The organism is Pseudomonas mendocina (assembly GCF_003008615.1).
GTDB classification, from domain to species: Bacteria; Pseudomonadota; Gammaproteobacteria; order Pseudomonadales; family Pseudomonadaceae; genus Aquipseudomonas; species Aquipseudomonas mendocina_C.
Genome location: NZ_CP027657.1, coordinates 4,476,985 through 4,495,919, shown reverse-complemented (window position 1 = coordinate 4,495,919; position 18,935 = coordinate 4,476,985). Strand labels below are relative to the sequence as shown.

Here is an 18,935-nt window from a genome sequence, read left to right as displayed (position 1 = left end):
GCACGCGGGAGAGGGGAGCAACAGCGCGGCACCGATCTCAAGCCTGCGCTGCGAACAGTCCCCTCTCCCACTTGTGGGAGAGGGCTAGGGAGAGGGGCTTTGCTTCTGGCCCACCCTTTCGACCTTCCTGGCAGGAGGTGTCACGGCCCGATTGCCAGGTTGGTCGATTCCACTCCCCAGGCGCTGCACGCGGCGCCTGCGGACTGGAATCGATCCGCAAGAGAACATCACCATGACCTTCGATCCGCAACGCCTGCTGCGCGACCTGTTCGCCAGCGCCATCGCTGCTGCCCATCCACGCCAGGTGCTGGCCGACCACCTGCCTGCCGACCGCAGCGGCCGCGTCATCGTCATCGGCGCCGGCAAAGCCGCCGCGGCCATGGCCGAGGTGATCGAGCAACAGTGGCAAGGCGAAGTCAGCGGCCTGGTGGTGACACGCTACGAACACGGCGCCGACTGCAGGAAGATCGAAGTGGTGGAAGCCGCCCACCCGGTGCCGGACGACGCCGGCGAGCGTGTCGCCCGCCGCGTGCTTGAGCTGGTGTCGAACCTCAGCGAAGACGACCGGGTGATCTTCCTCCTCTCCGGCGGCGGCTCCTCGCTGCTGGCATTGCCGGCGGAAGGCATCGGCCTCAAGGACAAGCAAGCGATCAACAAGGCCCTGCTCAAATCCGGCGCCACCATCGGCGAGATGAACTGCGTGCGCAAGCACCTCTCGGCGATCAAGGGCGGCCGCCTGGCCAAGGCCTGCTGGCCGGCCACCGTCTACACCTACGCCATCTCCGACGTGCCCGGTGACGAAGCCACGGTGATCGCCTCCGGCCCCACCGTAGGCGACCCGACCACCTCGGCCGACGCCCTGGCGATTCTCGCCCGCTATGAAATCGACATCCCGGCCAACGTGCGCAGCTGGCTGCAAGACCCACGCTCGGAAACGGTCAAGCCGGGCGACCCGGTGCTCGCCCGCAGCCATTTCCAATTGATCGCCACACCGCAGCAATCACTCGACGCCGCCGCGGCCAAGGCAGAAGCGGCCGGTTTGCCGGTGCTGATTCTCGGCGACCTGGAAGGCGAAGCACGTGACGTCGCCAAGGTACATGCCGGCATTGCCCGCCAGGTGCAGTTGCATGGCCAGCCGATCAAACCGCCATGCGTGATCCTCTCCGGCGGCGAAACCACCGTCACCGTGCGCGGCAAAGGCCGTGGCGGGCGCAACGCCGAATTCCTTCTCAGTCTCACCGAAAGCCTCAAGGGCCTGCCTGGCGTCTATGCGCTGGCCGGCGACACCGACGGCATCGACGGCTCCGAAGACAACGCCGGCGCCATCATGACGCCCTACAGCTACGCCCGTGCCGGCATCAAGGGCCTGAGCGCCCGCGACGAACTGGACGACAACAACGGCTATGGCTACTTCGCCGCCCTCGACGAGCTGATCGTCACCGGGCCGACTCGTACCAACGTCAACGACTTCCGCGCCATTCTGATTCTCGAGAACCCTACCCAATGAACGCCGACAAGAAAGTGAAAATCCTCGCCACCCTCGGGCCGGCGATTCGCGACGCCGCACACATCCGCCAACTGGTGGAAGCCGGGGTCAACCTGTTCCGCCTCAACTTCAGCCACGGCGAACACGCCGACCATGCCCAGCGCTATCAATGGGTGCGCGAGGTGGAGCGTGAACTGAACCAGCCAATCGGCATCCTCATGGATCTGCAGGGGCCGAAGCTGCGCGTGGGCCGCTTCGCCGAAGGCAAGGTGCAACTGGTCAATGGCCAGAGCCTGCGCCTGGATCTGGACGCCACGCCCAGCGACGCCAGCCGGGTCAATCTGCCCCATCCGGAAATCATCGAGGCCCTGCAACCGGGCATGAGCCTGCTGCTCGACGACGGTCGCCTGCGCCTGAAAGTGACCGCCAAGCAGAATGATGCAGTGATCACCGAAGTGATCGCCGGTGGCGAACTGTCCGACCGCAAGGGCGTCAACGTGCCCGAAGCGGTGCTGCAACTGTCGCCGCTGACCGAGAAGGATCGCCGTGACCTGACCTTCGGCCTGGAGCTGGGCGTGGACTGGGTGGCGCTGTCGTTCGTGCAGCGCCCCGAGGACATCGTCGAAGCACGCGAGCTGATCGGCGGTAAAGCCTTTCTCATGGCCAAGATCGAGAAACCTTCGGCGGTGGCCCACCTGGAAGAAATCGCCAAACTGTGCGACGCCATCATGGTCGCCCGTGGCGACCTGGGCGTGGAGGTGCCGGCTGAAAATGTGCCGCGTATCCAGAAGGACATCGTGCGCACCTGCCGCCAACTGGGCCGCCCGGTGGTCGTGGCCACGCAAATGCTCGAATCCATGCGTTTTTCCCCGGCACCGACCCGCGCCGAGGTCACTGACGTGGCCAACGCCGTGGCCGAAGGCGCCGATGCGGTGATGCTGTCTGCCGAAACCGCCTCCGGCGACTACCCGCTGGAAACCGTGCAGATGATGAGCAAGATCATCCGCCAGGTGGAAAACGGCCCGGACTACCAGAGCCAACTCGACGTCGGTCGCCCGCAGGCCGAGGCCACCGCCAGCGACGCCATCAGCTGCGCCATTCGCCGTATCAGCTCGATCCTGCCGGTGGCCGCGCTGGTCAACTACAGCGAATCCGGTGCCAGCAGCCTGCGCGCCTCGCGCGAGCGACCCAAGGCGCCGATCTTGAGCCTGACGCCGAGCCTGACCACCGCGCGGCGCCTGACCGTGGCCTGGGGCATCTACTCGGTGGTCAACGAGCGCCTGCGCAAGGTCGAGGAAGTCACCAGCACCGCGCTGGAAATCGCCCAGGCCCAGGGTATGGCCAAGCGTGGCGAAACCGTGGTGATCACCGCTGGCGAACCTTTCGGCCAACCCGGCAGCACCAACAGCCTGAGGATCGAAACGCTGCATTGAGCCGACAATTCTCAACGCAATGAAAGAACCGTAGCCCGGATGAAATCCGGAGGAATGCTCGGTTCCTGATTCCCGGATTTCATCCGGGCTACGCATAAAGCCAACGTAGGATGTCGCGGGGCCGCCTAGGTCATGCGCACCTTATATGGCAAAGCGGTTGTGGTGCGCACGGCGCACCTACGTAACGCCTCCAAGCGACACGGACAGCTCCCCTCTCCCGCTTGCGGGAGAGGGGCTGGGGGAGAGGGCCCTCTTGGCACAGACATCATGCCTCCACTACCAACCTCACACCCTGCCCTGCAAAGCCTGCGCGCCCTGCTCTGCGGCTTCGCCCAAATCTTCCTGCAGCAACACCCCGGCTGCGGCCTGCTGGTGCTGCTGGCGATCCTCATCGGCGCCCCTGATCTGCTGGTCGGCGCCCTGCTCGGCGGTCTGACCTCGATGCTGATCGCACGACGTTGCGGCTACCCGTCAGCGGACATCGCCATCGGCCTGTACGGCTACAACGGTATCCTGCTCGGCCTGCTGCTCAGCCTGAAACTGCCGTGGACACCGCTGTTGCCGCTGCTGATCATCACCAGCGCAGCCCTTTCCAGCCTGCTGCTGGCACCCTGGATGCAGCGCATGCGCAAGCATGGCTGGCTGCCCGCGCTCACCTTTCCCTTCGTACTCCTCGGTTGGCTGTTGCTGACTCTGGTCGCCCAGTTGGAGCTGCCACTCGCAACGCCAGCCAGCGCGCCAGGTGCACCGGAACTGAGCGCCCTGCAGTTGATGCTCGCCGTGCTACGTGGCCTGGGCCAAGTGATCTTTCTCGACTCAGCACTGGCTGGTCTTTGCCTGCTGCTCGGCCTGCTGCTGGCCGATTGGCGCTCAGCCCTGTGGGCCGCACTGGGCTCCAGCAGCGCCTCGGCCCTGGCCCTGTTCTATGGCTGGCCCAGCGATAGCGCACTGGCCGGCCTCTACGGCTACAACGCCACTCTCGCCGCCATCGCCCTGGCGCAGACCCACCGCTGCCCACTGGTACCGGTCTTCGGCATCCTCCTCGCGCTACTGCTGCAGCCGGGCTTCAGCACCATTGGCATGCCCGCCCTGACCATGCCATTCATATTGGCCTGCTGGCTGATCCGCGCCGGTGCTCACAGCTGGCGGCGCGCCGTGCACGACAGCACCCCGACGAATTGAATCTGTCACATAGTCGTCACTCCACTGTCATCCCCGTGCCCTAGCGTCCCTGCGCATCCAAAGCAGGAGCTACCGTGATGCATGACAATCAGTTGACCGATCTCGAATGCCTGACCCTTTCCCGTCGCCGCTTCATCGGTGCGGGCGCCCTGACCGGTGCCGCGCTGTTTCTCGGCGGCGGCCTGCTGGGCCGCAGCGCCCTGGCCGAGGCAATCGCCCCCATCAGCGCTAGCCCGTTGCTGGGATTCGCCAACATCGCGGCGTCCAGCGCCGACACCATCACCCTGCCGCCCGGCTACTCGTTCAGCACGCTGATCAGCTGGGGCCAGCCGCTGCACGCCAGCGGCCCGGCCTTCAAGGGCGATGGCAGCAACAACGCCGCCGAGCAACTGCTGCAGTTCGGCGACAACACCGACGGCATGAGTTTCTTCCCCTGGCCAGGTGACGCGGATCGCGCGCTGCTGGCGATCAACAACGAGTACGTCAACTACCGCTACCTGCTGCCGCACGGCGAACTGCCGAAATCCGCCGAGGACGTGCGCAAGGCGCAGAACGCCGAGGGCGTGACGGTGATCGAAGTGCGCCGGCACAACGGTGCCTGGAGTTTCGTTCAGGGCTCGCCCTACAACCGCCGTATCCACGCCAACCTGCCCATCGAGGTCAGCGGCCCGGCGCGTGGCCATGACCTGCTCAAGACCCAGGCCGACCCGGCCGGTATCGAGGTGCTCGGTACCTTCCAGAACTGCTCCAGCGGCCAGACCCCATGGGGCACCTACCTGACCTGCGAAGAGAACTTCAGCGACTGCTTCGGCAGCAACGACGCCAACCTGCAGTTCAGCCCCGACCAGAAGCGCTTCAGCGTGGTACACGCCAGCGTCGACAACCAGTGGCACCGCTTCGATCCCCGCTTCGACCTGGCCAAGACTCCGAACGAGTTGCATCGCCACGGCTGGATCGTCGAGATCGACCCGTTCGACCCCACGTCCAAACCGATCAAACGCACCGCCCTGGGCCGCTTCAAACACGAGAACGCCGCGCTCACCACCACCCGCGACGGCCGCGTGGTGGTGTACATGGGCGACGACGAGCGTGGCGAATTCATCTACAAATTCATCACCCGCGACCGCCTGAACCGCAGCGATGCCAAGGCCAACCGGCATATCCTCGACCACGGCACCCTCTACGTGGCGCAGTTCGATGGGGGTAACGGCGACACCGACCAACCGCGCGGCCAGGGCCGCTGGATCGAACTCAGCGCCGGCAAGAACGGCCTGACCGCCGAGAACGGCTTCGCCAACCAGGCCGAGGTAGTGATTCGCGCTCGACAGGCCGGCAGCCAGGTCGGTGCCACGCGCATGGATCGCCCCGAGTGGATCACCGTCAGCCCGCAGGATGGCCAGGTCTATTGCACCCTGACCAACAACAGCAAACGCGGCGAGGACGGCCAGCCCGTCGGCGGCCCCAACCCGCGCGCCAACAACCTCTACGGGCAGATCCTGCGCTGGCGTGAGGCGGCCGATGACGCGGCGGCCGACACCTTCGCCTGGGATCTGTTCGTGGTCGCCGGCAACCCGGTGGTACATGCCGGCAAACCCGAAGCCGGCAGCCACGCGATCAACGCCGACAACATGTTCAACAGCCCGGACGGCGTCGGTTTCGATGGCGGCGGCCGACTGTGGATTCAGACCGACGGCAAGTACAGCAACGAGGGCGACTATGCCGGCATGGGCAACAACCAGATGCTCTGCGCCGACCCGCATAGCGGCGAGATTCGCCGCTTCATGGTCGGCCCGGTGGGCTGTGAAATCACCGGCCTGGCCTTTTCGCCGGACTTCCGGACGATGTTCATCGGCATCCAGCATCCCGGCGAAACGGGTGGCTCGTCCTTCCCCGACCACCAGCCCGGCGTACACCCGCGCTCGACAGTGGTGAGCATCACCCGCGACGATGGTGGCGTTATCGGCGCCTGAGGCGGATCTTGCATCATCGGGTTGAACGCCTGTACACGCGTTCAACCCGAAGCAGGCCCAGAGGGTATGATCTGGGCCGAATCATTCCCGCACGGCCAGCATGAACATGCCGCTCACTGAACTCCCCAACCTTCCCTGGCAAACCGCATGACTGCGGGTTGGCAGGGGCGTTTGTGGCTGGCCAAGGACTATTGCCTGCTCGACGGCTGTGCGGGCGATACCCACACGCACGCGCATTACGCCCACCAGTTGATGCTGGCCCACGACGGCGAGCTACGCCTGATGGTCGATGGCCAGCCACTACAGGGCCGACGCCTGCTGGTACCCTCGATGCAGCCGCATGCCTTCATCAAGCCGGGCCAGCCGATGCTGGCGTTGTACGCCGAACCCCTGGCGTTCCAATTGGCGCAACTGCAGGGCTGGCAAATCGAAGCGCCAGCAACGCCGCAGGCACTCATCGAGCAATTGCAGCACTGGCCGAGGCCAGCACTGGATCGCCGGGTTAAACAGGCGCTGCTCGGCATCGATGCACTGTTGCTAGAAAAGATCGATGCCCTCGACCTGGCGAGCCAGGTTCGCTTGTCGCTCAGCCAACTGGAGCGCCTGTTCGGTGATCAGGTCGGTCTCTCCATCCGTCGACTGGTGCTTTGGCGGCGCCTGCGCCTGGCGCTAGCCATGGTGCTGCGGGGCAGCAGCCTCACCGACGCTGCCCATGCGGCGAACTTCGCCGACTCGGCACACTTCTCTCGCACGGTGCGCAGCCTGTTCGGCATCCAGGCGCGGACGCTGCACAACCTGCAGCTACAGCTGATCGACTGAGCGGCGCAAACCGAGCGGCAGAACGGGCGCAGCGACATGCCCGGCGCGATCAACGAAGGGCTCAGCCAACTGCGCCAGATAATCGTCCGGGTAGTCCGGCTGGCTACCGATCCCGAGATCATCACTGGCCACCTGGTAATCGGCGTGAAAGGCCGTGCCCAGCAAACGATCCCAGAAACTGAAGAACAGCGCGAAGTTCACATCCCCAGCCCGGCCATAACGCAGGTGGTGGAAACGGTGCACGGGTGCCCAAGCAAACAAGTGGCGCAACGGGCCGATCCGCATGTCGACATTGCTGTGCTGCAACAGCAGTTGCACGCCGATGGCGAATGCCAGTACGCCTGCAATATCCACCGGCATACCCAGCAGTATCAGCGGCAGCGTGCCGGCCAGTGCTTCCAGTCCCTGATGCAGCGGGTGCTTCATCAATCCGTTGAAGCCATACATGCGCCGCACCGAGTGATGCACGGCGTGCAGGCGCCAGAGCCAGGCACTGCGGTGGCTGAGCCAGTGCATCAGAGTGATGCCAAGGTCGGCGACAACGATCGCCATCAGCACCTGCAACCAGAACGGCCAGGTATGTGGCCAGAGCTCTAGGGCGGGCAGCAGCGTTGCGAGCAGCGGGATGCTCAGTACGCCCAGGATGTTCAGTGTTTCGTTGACCAGTGCATGCCAGCGGTCACGCCATGCATCGTGGTGCGGCTGGTTCCATTCGGGTTGATAAGGCACCTGCGCCTCGGCCAGCGCAGACAGGCCGATGGCCAGCAACAGCAGAACCGGCAGGCACCACAGGCCCAGGTGCCAGTAGCCCACCAGGCAGATCGCCAGGGCGCTCAGGCCGAGGCTGAAACAGGGGGCGTAGAGATAACGAAGCAGTGCAGCACGCATGGTGTTCTCCTCAATGATCGGAGCACACAGCCTGCCGCCATGAGTACCCTTGGAGCTTGAACAAACCACGCATCCTTGAAGCCGGTCATACCGAAGGCAGCCGCTGCCCGCTATAGTCGCGGCGACCGCTTGAAGGCTGCCACCAAGGGACGACACATACATGAAAGGATGGATGCTGGGCCTGAGCCTGCAACTGCTGGCCGCACCGCTGCTGGCCGATGAAGTGATGACTGTGATCGGGCCAGTGGAGCAGATCGAAGTCCTCGAGATTGGCCAGGGCCCCAACACGGCCGTGGACAGCTGCAAGGACTACAGCGTGAGCGCGGAGGAAGTCGCCGATTTCCTGAGCAACGCCATCGTCATCACCAACCGCCAGGAACACGACTGGTACCTCTACGGCCCCTGTTACGCCACTGGCACACTGACCAGCCGCTACGGCCAATGGCAATGGCTGCTGCGCAACATGGGCACGGGCTGGCTGACGGCGGTTACCGGCGAAACCTTCGTGCTCGGTGATCCTCGGGAGGAATCGTCGCTGGAGGGGGACTAGGCGGAAAGATGACCAGGGCAGGATCCCTAGCCCAAGGCATCCAACCGACTTCGACCACTGACAGGTCTCAGGGCCAATCACAAAATGGACAGCGCTTCTGGTCGCCAAACTAGATGGCCTCGCCCCTACAAACACATGATCGCCGCACTTTCTCCCATTAAACGAACAACGGCGCCCAAGGCGCCGTTGAATGAAGCAGGCAGAGCAGAGCCCTCAGCGGTTCTGATACTGACGAAACAACCCAGGCGGAATCCCCGAGCTGTCCGTCTCCTGCCAAGGCCCTGCCGGCCGTGGCGACCAGCTCCAGCCGCCATCGAAGCGATAGAAGATACGCTCGCGGTAGTACAGATCGCGCGCACCTTCGACCACGTAGACACCCAACGCCGGGTTCCAGTGGCTCTTGACCCCAGGCGGCGGTGCGTAGCGCGGGTGCGAGGGTTGCTGTGCCGGTGGCAGCTCACCGACTGGCGCGCTCGGCTGTTGCAGGACACAGCCGCTGAGGCCGAGCCCAAGCACGCAGAGCAGCGCCAGGCGCTTCATTGGGCTTGCCCGTCGCGGCTGTCGATCAGCAGCGCCTGGGTGTCACGGGCAATGTTGGAGACCGGGCCGCTCTGGCCGATCCACTCGCCCTTGGTAGCGTTGCCTTCGCGAGAAACGCGGGCCACCAGTTGTACCTGGTCGAAACGAGACAGTTTGAGCTCGGGCATCATCGCATCCACATCGGAAAGGCTGATCTGGGTCGGCAGGTCAGAGACCTTCAGTCGTTTGACCGCCAACGGCATCGGCGGACCACTGAGGGCGCGAGCGAAGACGAAGACGGCATCGTCAGGCTGCACCTGGGCCTGCACTTCAGGCGTCAGCGACACACTCACCTCCAGCGCATGGACCTTGGCAGTCGGTTCGGCTGCAGCACTCGGGCTCTCGCCTTCGCCAATCTGCTGACGGGCACGCTCGATACCACTGGCAATCGCCATGCGCGATGGGTCCTGCTCCGGCAGCACGGCAACCAGGCGCTCCCAGTAGCGTACGGCATCGGCATAGCGCTGGCTTTCATAGGCCGCGATACCGAGCAGGCCGAGGCTGGTGACCTCTTCAGGATCTGCCTTGAGCGCCTCGTCGGTCAACGCCTGCAGCTCGCCGCTCCATTGTTTGTCGCGGGCGAAATACAGGGCCTGAGCCCACTGACCGAGCAACTCCGGCGCACGACCAGCCAGGTTCACCGCCTGCTCGAAGGCCTTGGCCGCGTCGTTCGCACGCTCCTGAGCCATGTAGGTACGGCCGAGGAAGTACCAGGCTTCGGCCGACTCGGGCTGATCCTTGACGGTCTGTTCCAGACGCGCGGTCATCTCTTCGATGCTCTGCGGTTGCTGAGCAGCCATTTGACGCGTCATCTCGACCTGATCGATGGCACCCCAGTGCAGGTACAGCGCAACGCCCAGCACCGGCACCAGCAATGCCGATACCAATGGAATCTTGCCACCGAGCACGCTGCTGCGGCGCTGCACGCCCTCGGTGTCATCCAGCAGCTCGCGAGCGGCCTCGGCGCGGCCGGCTTCGAGCTGGGCGTCATCGAGCACGCCAGCCTGGCGTTGGGTTTCCAGCTCCTGCAGACGTTCCTGATAAAGCGTGACGTTGAGTGCGGTGCGGTCTTCTTCAGCCTGCAGCTTGCGAATACGCAGCACCGGAATCAGCAGAAATGCCAGGGCAGTCAGCAACAGCAGCCCGGCGGGCAACCAGAAATCGATCATCGGTCTTTCTTGTCCTGAGAGGCTTGGTCGAGCAACGCGGCGAGGCGCTGTTGCTCATCAGCGGAGAGGCCTGCGGCCGAACGGCTTTTCTGCTGCCCGCGGCGGCGCAGCAGAATCACGCCAAGCACGCCGAAGCCGATCACCAGCAGGCCGGCCGGGCCGTACCAGAGCAGCAGCGTGCGACTGGTCAGCGGTGGCTTGTAGAGCACGAAGTCGCCATAGCGCGAGACCAGGAAATCGATGATTTCCTCGTTGCTCTTGCCCTCTTCCAGCATGCGGTAGATTTCGCCGCGCAGATCCATGGCAATCGGCGCATCGGAGTCGGCGATGTTCTGGTTCTGGCATTTCGGGCAGCGCAGCTCTTCGACCAGGTTGCGATAACGCTGGCGCTCAGCCTCGTTGGCGAACTCGAAGGTATCGATGGCGGCATGAGCGCTGGCCAGCAGACCGAGCGCCAGGCCGACGGAAATCAGCAGGCGCTTCATGGCTGAGCCTCGTCGACCAGTTCCTGATAGACCGGCGCCAGTTTTTCACGCCAGATACGCTCGTCGATGGCTCCGACGTACTTGTGGCGGATGATGCCCTTGGCGTCTATGAAGAAGGTTTCCGGTGCACCGTATACACCCAGGTCGAGACCGAGGCTGCCCTTGGCGTCCTCGATATTGAGCTGGTAGGGATTGTGCAGATCACGCAGCCATTTCTGCGCCGGCTCACGCTGATCCTTGTAGTTGATACCGTGGATCACCACACCGGCTTCGGCCAGCTTGTTCAGCACCGGGTGTTCGTGACGGCAGGCCGGGCACCAGGTGGCCCAGACGTTGACCAGGGCCGGCTTGCCCTTGAGGTCGTCCTGGGTCAGGGTGCGCTCGGGGTTGTCCAGCGCCGGCAGGCTGAAGGCCGGGAACGGCTTGCCGATCAACGCCGAGGGCAGCTCCGACGGATCGAGGAACAAGCCGCGGTAGAGAAATACCGCGATGCTGAGAAAGGCCAGCAGCGGCAAAAGCAGCAGCAAACGTCTCATGCGTTGGCCTCCTGCAAGCCCAGAGCATCACGCACGCGGGTTCTGACCTTGATCCGGTAGCGCTTGTCGGCTGCAGCGAGGAAGCCGCCGAAGGCCATCAGCAAGCCGCCGAGCCAGATCCAACGGACGAAGGGCTTGATGTGAATGCGCACGGCCCAGGCACCCTGCTCCAGCGGCTCACCCAGGGCGACGAACAGGTCACGGGTGAAACCGGCATCGATGCCTGCCTCGGTCATGGTCGACTGCTGCACGGTGTACAGGCGCTTCTCCGGATGCAGCACCTTGATCTGGCGCTCACCGTCGAAGATCCGCACCGTGCCCTTGTCGGAGATGAAGTTGGGGCCTTCATGATGCACCGCGCCCTCGAACTGGAAGCGATAACCAGCCAGTTCTACCGAGTCACCCGGCGCCATGCGCAGGTCGCGCTCGTAGCTGCCCAGGCTGGTCAGCACCACACCCAGAGCGCACACGGCAAAGCCCAGGTGCGCCATCTGCATGCCCCAGTAACTGCGAGTCAGGCTCGGCAGGCCCTTGATCAAGCCCTTGTGGCGCGTCTTGTCGAGGATGTCGCGCACACCCGCCAGCACCACCCAGAAGGCCAGCAGACAGACCGCCAGCACCGCCCAGTGGAAGTCGCCGTGAACGAAGGTGGCGATCAGCGCCAGTACCACGCTGGCCACCAGCACCGGGGCCAGCATGCGGCCCAGCCAGTTCAGCGGCGTGTCCTTCCAGCGCACGATGACGCCGACCGCGATCACCGCCATCAGCAGCGCCATCAACGGCAGGAACAAGGCATTGAAGTAAGGCGGGCCGACAGAGAGCTTGGCGCCGGTCAGGGCATCGAGCACCAGCGGGTAGAGCGTGCCGAGCAGGATCATCGCAGCCGCCACGATGAGCACGATGTTGTTGACCAGCAGCAACGTCTCACGCGACCACAGACCGAAACCGACCTGGCTCTTGACCACAGGCGCGCGCAGGGCGAACAGCGCCAGCGAACCACCGACCACCACCAGCAGGAAGGCGAGGATGAACACGCCGCGCTCCGGATCGGTTGCGAAGGCGTGTACCGAGGTCAAGACGCCAGAACGAACCAGGAAGGTGCCCAGCAGACTGAGGGAGAACGCTGCGATGGCCAGCAGCACCGTCCAGCTCTTGAACACGCCACGCTTCTCGGTCACCGCCAGCGAGTGAATCAACGCGGTACCCACCAGCCAGGGCATGAAGGAGGCGTTCTCCACCGGATCCCAGAACCACCAGCCGCCCCAACCCAGCTCGTAATAGGCCCACCAGGAACCCAGGGCGATACCGATGCCGAGGAAGGCCCAGGCAATGATCGTCCACGGACGCGACCAGCGTGCCCAAGCGGCGTCGAGCTTGCCGCCCAGCAGCGCGGCGATGGCGAAGGCGAAGGCCACCGAGAAGCCGACATACCCCATGTACAACATCGGCGGATGCACGATCAGGCCGAAGTCCTGCAGCAGCGGGTTGAGGTCACGACCGTCGACAGGCGAGTTCGGCAGCAGACGCTCGAAGGGGTTGGAGGTGACGATCAGAAACAGCAGGAAGCCGACGCTGATCATGCCCATCACCGCCAGCACGCGGGCGAGCATCTCTTCCGGCAGGTGGCGCGAGAAGATCGCCACAGCAAAGGTCCAGCCCGCCAGGATCAGCGCCCACAACAACAGGGAGCCTTCGTGCGCGCCCCATACGGCGCTGAACTTGTAATACCAGGGCAGCGCCGTGTTGGAGTTGTTGGCCACGTAGGCGACGGAAAAATCGTCGACCATGAAGGCATAGGTCAGGCACAGAAAGGAGAACAGCAGGAAGGCGAATTGCCCCCATGCCGCCGGCTGCGCCAGGCTCATCCACTGGTGGTCGCCACGCCAGGCGCCGATCAGTGGCAGGGTCGCCTGCACCAGGCACAGGCACAACGCCAGGATCATCGCCAGATGGCCGAGCTCGGGAATCATTGCGCGCTCTCCTGCTGATAGCCCTGCTTGGCGGCCTTGGCCTCATCGTGCTTCTGCATCATTCCGCTCTTTTCCAGCGCCTGCATGACTTCAGGCGGCATGTAGTTCTCGTCGTGCTTGGCCAGTACCTCGTCGGCCACCAGCACGCCCTCTTCGTTGACCCGGCCCAGGGCGACGATGCCCTGCCCTTCACGGAACAGATCCGGCAGGATGCCCTGATAGCGAATGGTCACACCGTGCGCGCCATCGGTGACGATGAAGTCCACTTCCAACGAATCGGCCGAACGCTTCACCGAGCCCTCCTCCACCAAACCGCCAGCGCGGATACGCGTATCGACCGGCGCCTCACCATTGGCGATCTGGCTTGGGGTGTAGAACAGGTTGATGTTCTCCTGCAATGCGGTCAGCGCCAGCGCTACGGCGATACTGACGCCGCAGAGGATGGCCAGGACGATGTACAGACGTTTCTTGCGAACCGGATTCACTTCGACTTCTCCCGGCGCAAACGACGCGCCTCGTCTTGCAGGTAACGGCGGCGCGCCAGGATCGGCAACGCCACATTCAACGCCAGGATCGCCAGGCTGATGCCGTAGGCGCTCCAGACGTAGGGGCCATGGGTGCCCATGGCAAGGAACTCGGCAAAGGACGAGAAACTCATGCTTTGCCCTCCACCAGGTTCTGCACTTCGGCTTTCACCCAGCTGCTGCGCGATTCACGCTTGAGCACTTCCAGGCGCATGCGATAGAGCAGCACAGCGCCAAAGAAACAGTAGAAACCCAACACCGCGAGCAGCAGCGGCAGCCACATCTCGACGGGCATCGCGGGCTTCTCGGTGACCTTGAAAGTGGCGGTCTGGTGCAACGAGTTCCACCACTCCACCGAGTACTTGATGATCGGGATATTCACCACGCCGACAATAGCCAGCACGGCGCAGGCCTTGGCGGCACTGTCGCGGTTGCTGATGGCGTTGCCCAGGGCGATGACACCGAAGTAGAGGAACAGCAGGATCAGCATCGAAGTCAGGCGCGCGTCCCAGACCCAGTAGGTGCCCCAGGTCGGCTTGCCCCAGATGGCGCCGGTGAGCAGTGCGATGGCAGTCATCCAGGCGCCGATGGGCGCGGCTTGCTGCAGCGCAACGTCGGCCAGTTTCATCTTCCACACCAGGCCGACCAGACCGGCAATGGCCAACGTGACGTAGATGGACTGAGCGAGAAAGGCCGCAGGAACGTGGATGTAGATGATGCGAAAGCTGTTGCCCTGCTGGTAGTCCGGCGGCGCGAAAGCCAGCCCCCAGACCAGCCCAACGGCGATCAGCAATACGGCAGCGATGCTGAGCCAGGGCAGCCAGCGGCCGCTCATCTCATAGAACCACTTGGGCGAACCCCATTTGTGAAACCACGTCCAGTTCATGCTCGACTCATTATTCAGGCCTGATCCGGCGGCTATCCGGTCAGATGTCAGTCACGGTTCGTTCTTATTCGCCGACGCTGATGGTCAGACCGGCGGCAATCGCAAAAGGTGTCAGGGTCACCGCCAAGGCGGTGAGGCTGGCCAGCCACAACAGATGACCGGTCGCCGGCAGTCCTTGCAGGGCCGCCTGCAACGCCCCGCTGCCCAAGATCAGCACCGGGATGTACAGCGGCAGAATCAGCAGCGCCAGCAGCAGGCCGCCGCGCTTGAGGCCCACGGTGAGCGCCGCGCCCACCGCGCCGAGCAGGCTCAGCACCGGGGTGCCAAGCAGCAGGGAAATCAGCAGAACCGGCAGGCAACGCCCTGGCAAACCGAGCATCAGCGCCAGCAAGGGCGCCAGCAAAACCAGCGCCAGCCCACTGAACAGCCAGTGTGCCAGCACCTTGGCCAACACCAGAAGAGGCAGGGGGTGCGACGAAAGGACCCACTGCTCGAGCGAGCCGTCCTCGAAATCACTGCGGAAAAGCCCGTCCAGCGAGAGCAGCACGGCCAAAAGCGCCGCTACCCAGACCAGGCCCGGAGAAAGGGTTTGCAACAATTGCGTCTCCGGCCCCACCGCCAATGGAAACAGGGCGATGACGATGGCGAAGAACACCAGGGGGTTGGCCAGATCGGACGGGCGGCGCGCCAACAGGCGCATCTCGCGCGACAGCAGCTGAGTGAAGACGTTACTCATGCGGCGTGTTGCCCCAGATCCAGGTCGCGATAGGTCACCGGCTTGTGCTGCAGGCTGTGGTGAGTGGTCAGCACCACCACACCACCGCGTTCGCAGTGCCCGGCCAAGTGCGCTTCGAGTTGCGCCACACCGCTCTTGTCCAAAGCGGTGAAGGGTTCATCGAGCACCCACAGCGGCGGCGTATCGGCAAGGTACAGGCGCGCCAGGGCCACGCGGCGCTGCTGGCCAGCAGACAGGGTGTGACAGGGAACGTCCTCAAAACCACGCAGACCGACCGCCTCAAGCGCCTGCCAGATCGCCTCGCGGCTGGAAGGACGGTGCAGCGCGCAGAGCCAGGCCAGATTCTCTTCGGCAGTCAGCAGGCCCTTGATGCCGGCGGCATGACCGATCCACAGCAGGTTGCGCGCTAGCTCACTGCGTTGCTCGGACAAGGCCTTGCCCTGCAGCAGGATATCGCCGGCGGTCGGCTGGCGCAGACCGGCAATCAGGCGCAGCAGGCTGGTCTTGCCGCTGCCATTGGGCCCACTGATCTGCAGCATGTCGCCAGCGTCGAGGCGAAACGCCAACTGCTCGAAAAGCATGCGCCAATCCCGCTCACAGCTGAGCGCCACGGCTTCTAGAAGGGGAACGGGACGGGTCATCGATACCTGGCAGGGTTAAAGTCGACGGTGCTCCGGCCGCTATACTGACGCATGCCGGAGGTACTATGCGCAGCGGGGCGGCATTATACATGGCGCGCCACTGTCCCCGCAGTCAGCATTTTCGACAGGGTGTGAATCGCGTAGGGTGCGCAGTATGTAACGCCAGCCGACGCACGGCGCCCCCTACGGCACCTTCGATGGACGGAGCCTATACGAGAGCCCATGAGCGAAATCAGCAGCCCACGCCCGCTTCCCCCTTCGGCGCCGGTCATCCGCAGTACGGCGACGGCCGCCGATATGGCCGTGCGCCTGCTGCAACCGCTGGAAGGCATGCTGGCCGCCGGTGAAAGTGCCAAGGCCGAAGTGATCGCCGTACGCGAGCAAGCGCAGAGCTTTCAATTGCTGCTCAAGCTGACGCTGGAGGGCGGCCGCCAGGCGACCGTGCAGGCGGACAGCTCGCGGCCGCTGGCGCAGGGCACTGCCCTGACCGTTACTGCACTGTCTGACACGCGCCTGAGCGTGCTGCTGCAACCCGGTGGCGACAAGGCCCTGACCAAGCTCGACCTGCAGCAACTACCACCCGGCACGCTGGTACAGGGCAAGGTCATCAGCAATGCCCCGATGCCTGCGCAGAATGCACAAACGATCTATCGCCTGGTGGTCAACCTGCTCAACACACCGCTGGCCGGCAACAAGCTGGCCATCGACAGCCCCCTGAACCTGCCGCTCGGCAGCCTGCTCAGCGCCCAGGTACAAGGCAGCCAGAGCCTCGCCTTTCTACCGCTCAGCGGCCGCCTCGATCAGTTGGTTCTAGGCCAGCAACTGGCCGCCCAGCAAAACCGCCAGGCCTCGCTGGAAGGCTTGTTCAAAGGCTTGCAAGGACTGGCCGGTACTGACGACGCGCTGCGCGGCAGTATCGACAAGCTGCTCGGCGCCCTCCCCGACAGCAGCCAACTCAGCACCGCCAAGGGCCTGGCGCAGGCGCTCGAAGGCAGTGGCCTACTGCTTGAGGCCAAACTGCTACAAGGCCAGACCAGTGGCCTGGCGCAGGATCTCAAAGCCAACCTGCTGCGCCTGATCGCGCAACTGGCCCCACAACTGCCCGGCGGCGCCGGCACCCTGAGCGGCCTGCAGAACGCCCTCAGCCAGAATCTGCCGAACCTGGCCAGGCAACTACTCGGCGTCAACGCCAACGGTACGGCCCGCCAGCAGGCACTAACCTTTCCCCTGCCCTCACGACTGCTGCAGAACATGGACGGTGAGGCCGACCTGGAAACCCTGCTCAAGCTCGCCGCTGCTGCCATATCCAGGCTGCAGACCCACCAGCTATCGAGCCTGGCGCAGACTCAGGTAGACGCCAACGGCAACCTGCTGACCACCTGGCAGCTTGAGCTGCCGATGCGCCATCAACAGGAAGTGATTCCGCTGCAGATCAAGCTGCAGCGCGAGGAACAGAACGCCAAGGGCGAGAAGAACGAACCCAAGGAAACCCTCTGGCGAATCGACCTGGCCTTCGATCTGGATCACCTGGGCCCGCTGCAGGTTCGTGCCCAGCTACTGCGCGGCAGCCTCTCCAGCCAGCTGTGGGCCGAGCGCGCCGATACCGCATCGCTGATCAGCGCCGAGCTGGGCAACCTGCGTGAGCGCCTGCAGTCTGCTGGCTTGGAGGTAGGCGAGTTGGCCTGCAGTCAGGGCATGCCGCCCCAGGGGCCGAAGACCTCGCTGGAACAACGCTGGGTGGACGAAACCGCATGAGCCGTAAAGCGCCCCCCGAAGCTCGCCAGGCCATCGCCCTCAATTACGACGGGCAGAGTGCGCCGATACTCAGCGCCAAGGGCGATGACGAGCTGGCCGAGGCCATCCTCGCCATCGCCCGCGAGTACGAAGTGCCAATCTATGAAAATGCCGAACTGGTACGCCTGCTGGCGCGCCTGGAACTGGGCGACGCGATTCCCGAATCATTGTATCGCTGCATCGCCGAAATCATTGCCTTCGCCTGGTACCTGCAAGGCAAGGCGCCCGAGGGTTTCACTCCCGGGGAAGAAGCCGAGCGCGACGTCACGCCGCCGCTGCCTCGCCTAAGCGGGCCAACTCGCTGAAGTAGGGAAAAGATGCGGTTGAACTATTGCGTCTTGGGCCGATGCAAGCGACTGATCAGCTCGGCTTCGGCCGTGCTCAGGCCGCAGGACTGGGTGAGGTCATCGACGCTGGCGCCCATCCCCACCAGCCGGGCAGCCTGAGTGAAGGACAGGCTGTCCGGATCACGCTGCTCGATCTGGCTGACCTTGTCAGGTAGCGGCGCCACCACCCGGCGCAACTCGTGCAGTTCCTCGCCCATGCGAATGCTGCCAGTCAGGTAGGCATCCAGGCGCTTGCTGAGTTCGCGGATCCGACTGTCACGCACTGCATCGCGCTTGGCCTGCTCCGCCAGCATGCGCTGCTGATTGCGATACAGGCCGTTGCAGACGATGCCCAGTGCCACGCATAGCAGCACCACGAAGGCCAGGGCCGCAGCAAGCATGGCAAACTCGGACATGGCTCAGATGCTCTCCAGCTCCGACCATTCTTCCTCGGACATCATCTTGTCCAACTCGACCAGGATCAACAGCTCGCCGTTCTTGTTGCACACGCCCTGGATGAACTTGGCCGACTCGTCGTTGCCGACATTCGGCGCGGTCTCGATCTCGGACTGACGCAGGTAGACCACTTCGGCCACGCTATCGACCAGGATGCCGACCACCTGCTTGTCCGCCTCGATGATGACGATGCGAGTGTTATCGGTGACCGGCGCAGAACCCAGGCCGAAACGCTGGCGGGTATCGATCACGGTGACCACGTTGCCACGCAGGTTGATGATGCCCAACACGTAGCTCGGCGCACCCGGCACCGGGGCAATCTCGGTGTAGCGCAGCACTTCCTGCACCTGCATCACGTTGATGCCATAGGTTTCGTTATCCAGGCGAAAGGTCACCCACTGCAGAATCGGATCTTCGGCACCTTGTGCAGAACTTTTCTTCATGTCCCTAGCCTCGTCAAAAACCGCTCAGTGCGGCATGCGCGGGTCGACCCGCTTGTCATCAA

21 protein-coding genes are annotated in these 18,935 nt (G+C 64.2%); 8 read left to right on the top strand and 13 right to left on the bottom strand.

Annotated features, from left to right (window positions below; translation table 11 throughout):
* The first annotated feature begins 232 nt into the window (after nt 1-232).
* From C7A17_RS20785 to C7A17_RS20765, 5 genes are all read left to right on the top strand, one after another.
* Entirely contained in the window at nt 233-1,507 is a 1,275-nt protein-coding gene (locus C7A17_RS20785) for a glycerate kinase type-2 family protein (RefSeq protein WP_106739970.1), read from the top strand.
* Nucleotides 1,504-2,919 carry a pyruvate kinase gene (gene pyk / locus C7A17_RS20780; RefSeq protein WP_106739967.1) on the top strand — a complete coding sequence of 472 codons (1,416 nt, stop codon included), beginning with the start codon at nt 1,504-1,506 and terminating at the stop codon, nt 2,917-2,919. The genes C7A17_RS20785 and pyk overlap by 4 nt, the downstream gene beginning before the upstream one ends.
* Nucleotides 2,920-3,186: 267 nt before the next feature.
* The gene (locus C7A17_RS20775) at nt 3,187-4,101 is read left to right on the top strand and encodes an urea transporter (protein WP_106739965.1); all 915 of its coding nucleotides are present in this window, start codon (nt 3,187-3,189) and stop codon (nt 4,099-4,101) included.
* A 77-nt stretch (nt 4,102-4,178) separates the two neighbouring features.
* Nucleotides 4,179-6,071, top strand: a complete 1,893-nt coding sequence (locus C7A17_RS20770; RefSeq protein ID WP_106739963.1) for a PhoX family protein — start codon at nt 4,179-4,181, stop codon at nt 6,069-6,071.
* Between the two features lie 147 nt (nt 6,072-6,218).
* Entirely contained in the window at nt 6,219-6,890 is a 672-nt protein-coding gene (locus tag C7A17_RS20765) for a helix-turn-helix transcriptional regulator (RefSeq protein ID WP_106739960.1), read from the top strand.
* Here the strand turns inward: C7A17_RS20765 and C7A17_RS20760 are convergent.
* Nucleotides 6,873-7,778, bottom strand: coding sequence for a sterol desaturase family protein (locus C7A17_RS20760; RefSeq protein WP_106739958.1), 906 nt, complete (start codon nt 7,776-7,778; stop codon nt 6,873-6,875). The two genes, C7A17_RS20765 and C7A17_RS20760, sit on opposite strands and share 18 nt — an antisense overlap.
* Before the next feature lie 160 nt (nt 7,779-7,938).
* Between C7A17_RS20760 and C7A17_RS20755 the strand changes: the two genes are divergently transcribed.
* On the top strand, nt 7,939-8,328 hold the full coding sequence (locus C7A17_RS20755) for a hypothetical protein (RefSeq protein ID WP_106739955.1): 390 nt from the start codon (nt 7,939-7,941) through the stop codon (nt 8,326-8,328).
* A 213-nt stretch (nt 8,329-8,541) separates the two neighbouring features.
* Here the strand turns inward: C7A17_RS20755 and C7A17_RS20750 are convergent, their stop codons facing one another.
* The 10 genes from C7A17_RS20750 to ccmA all read right to left on the bottom strand — a co-directional run bounded on the left by C7A17_RS20750 (nt 8,542) and on the right by ccmA (nt 15,854).
* Nucleotides 8,542-8,868 (bottom strand): glycoside hydrolase family protein, encoded by a 327-nt coding sequence (locus tag C7A17_RS20750; RefSeq protein ID WP_106739953.1) that lies wholly within the window; start codon nt 8,866-8,868, stop codon nt 8,542-8,544.
* Nucleotides 8,865-10,076: a c-type cytochrome biogenesis protein CcmI gene (ccmI, locus tag C7A17_RS20745; protein ID WP_106739950.1), complete on the bottom strand. Its 1,212-nt coding sequence runs from the start codon at nt 10,074-10,076 to the stop codon at nt 8,865-8,867. The genes C7A17_RS20750 and ccmI overlap by 4 nt, the downstream gene beginning before the upstream one ends.
* A complete protein-coding gene (locus C7A17_RS20740; protein ID WP_106739948.1) occupies nt 10,073-10,561 on the bottom strand; it encodes a cytochrome c-type biogenesis protein in 489 nt (162 codons plus the stop codon). Before C7A17_RS20740 ends, ccmI begins: the two co-directional genes overlap by 4 nt.
* Complete coding sequence (locus C7A17_RS20735) at nt 10,558-11,097, bottom strand: DsbE family thiol:disulfide interchange protein (RefSeq protein ID WP_106739946.1); 540 nt, start codon at nt 11,095-11,097, stop codon at nt 10,558-10,560. The genes C7A17_RS20740 and C7A17_RS20735 overlap by 4 nt, the downstream gene beginning before the upstream one ends.
* On the bottom strand, nt 11,094-13,067 hold the full coding sequence (locus C7A17_RS20730; RefSeq protein WP_106739944.1) for a heme lyase CcmF/NrfE family subunit: 1,974 nt from the start codon (nt 13,065-13,067) through the stop codon (nt 11,094-11,096). The genes C7A17_RS20735 and C7A17_RS20730 overlap by 4 nt, the downstream gene beginning before the upstream one ends.
* On the bottom strand, nt 13,064-13,552 hold the full coding sequence (gene ccmE / locus C7A17_RS20725; RefSeq protein ID WP_106739942.1) for a cytochrome c maturation protein CcmE: 489 nt from the start codon (nt 13,550-13,552) through the stop codon (nt 13,064-13,066). The genes C7A17_RS20730 and ccmE overlap by 4 nt, the downstream gene beginning before the upstream one ends.
* Nucleotides 13,549-13,725, bottom strand: coding sequence for a heme exporter protein CcmD (gene ccmD / locus C7A17_RS20720; RefSeq protein ID WP_106739940.1), 177 nt, complete (start codon nt 13,723-13,725; stop codon nt 13,549-13,551). The genes ccmE and ccmD overlap by 4 nt, the downstream gene beginning before the upstream one ends.
* A complete protein-coding gene (locus C7A17_RS20715) occupies nt 13,722-14,477 on the bottom strand; it encodes a heme ABC transporter permease (RefSeq protein WP_106739939.1) in 756 nt (251 codons plus the stop codon). The genes ccmD and C7A17_RS20715 overlap by 4 nt, the downstream gene beginning before the upstream one ends.
* Before the next feature lie 64 nt (nt 14,478-14,541).
* On the bottom strand, nt 14,542-15,213 hold the full coding sequence (gene ccmB, locus C7A17_RS20710) for a heme exporter protein CcmB (RefSeq protein ID WP_037002833.1): 672 nt from the start codon (nt 15,211-15,213) through the stop codon (nt 14,542-14,544).
* Complete coding sequence (gene ccmA, locus C7A17_RS20705; RefSeq protein ID WP_106739937.1) at nt 15,210-15,854, bottom strand: cytochrome c biogenesis heme-transporting ATPase CcmA; 645 nt, start codon at nt 15,852-15,854, stop codon at nt 15,210-15,212. Before ccmA ends, ccmB begins: the two co-directional genes overlap by 4 nt.
* A gap of 222 nt (nt 15,855-16,076) precedes the next feature.
* Between ccmA and fliK the strand changes: the two genes are divergently transcribed.
* Both fliK and C7A17_RS20695 read left to right on the top strand, forming a co-directional pair.
* Nucleotides 16,077-17,609 carry a flagellar hook-length control protein FliK gene (fliK, locus tag C7A17_RS20700; RefSeq protein WP_106739935.1) on the top strand — a complete coding sequence of 511 codons (1,533 nt, stop codon included), beginning with the start codon at nt 16,077-16,079 and terminating at the stop codon, nt 17,607-17,609.
* Nucleotides 17,606-17,953, top strand: coding sequence for an EscU/YscU/HrcU family type III secretion system export apparatus switch protein (locus tag C7A17_RS20695; protein WP_106739932.1), 348 nt, complete (start codon nt 17,606-17,608; stop codon nt 17,951-17,953). The genes fliK and C7A17_RS20695 overlap by 4 nt, the downstream gene beginning before the upstream one ends.
* 23 nt (nt 17,954-17,976) lie before the next feature.
* Here the strand turns inward: C7A17_RS20695 and C7A17_RS20690 are convergent, their stop codons facing one another.
* The gene (locus tag C7A17_RS20690) at nt 17,977-18,390 is read right to left on the bottom strand and encodes a DUF2802 domain-containing protein (RefSeq protein WP_106739930.1); all 414 of its coding nucleotides are present in this window, start codon (nt 18,388-18,390) and stop codon (nt 17,977-17,979) included.
* Between the two features lie 3 nt (nt 18,391-18,393).
* The gene (locus tag C7A17_RS20685; RefSeq protein ID WP_003243242.1) at nt 18,394-18,873 is read right to left on the bottom strand and encodes a chemotaxis protein CheW; all 480 of its coding nucleotides are present in this window, start codon (nt 18,871-18,873) and stop codon (nt 18,394-18,396) included.
* Nucleotides 18,874-18,935: the final 62 nt, after the last annotated feature.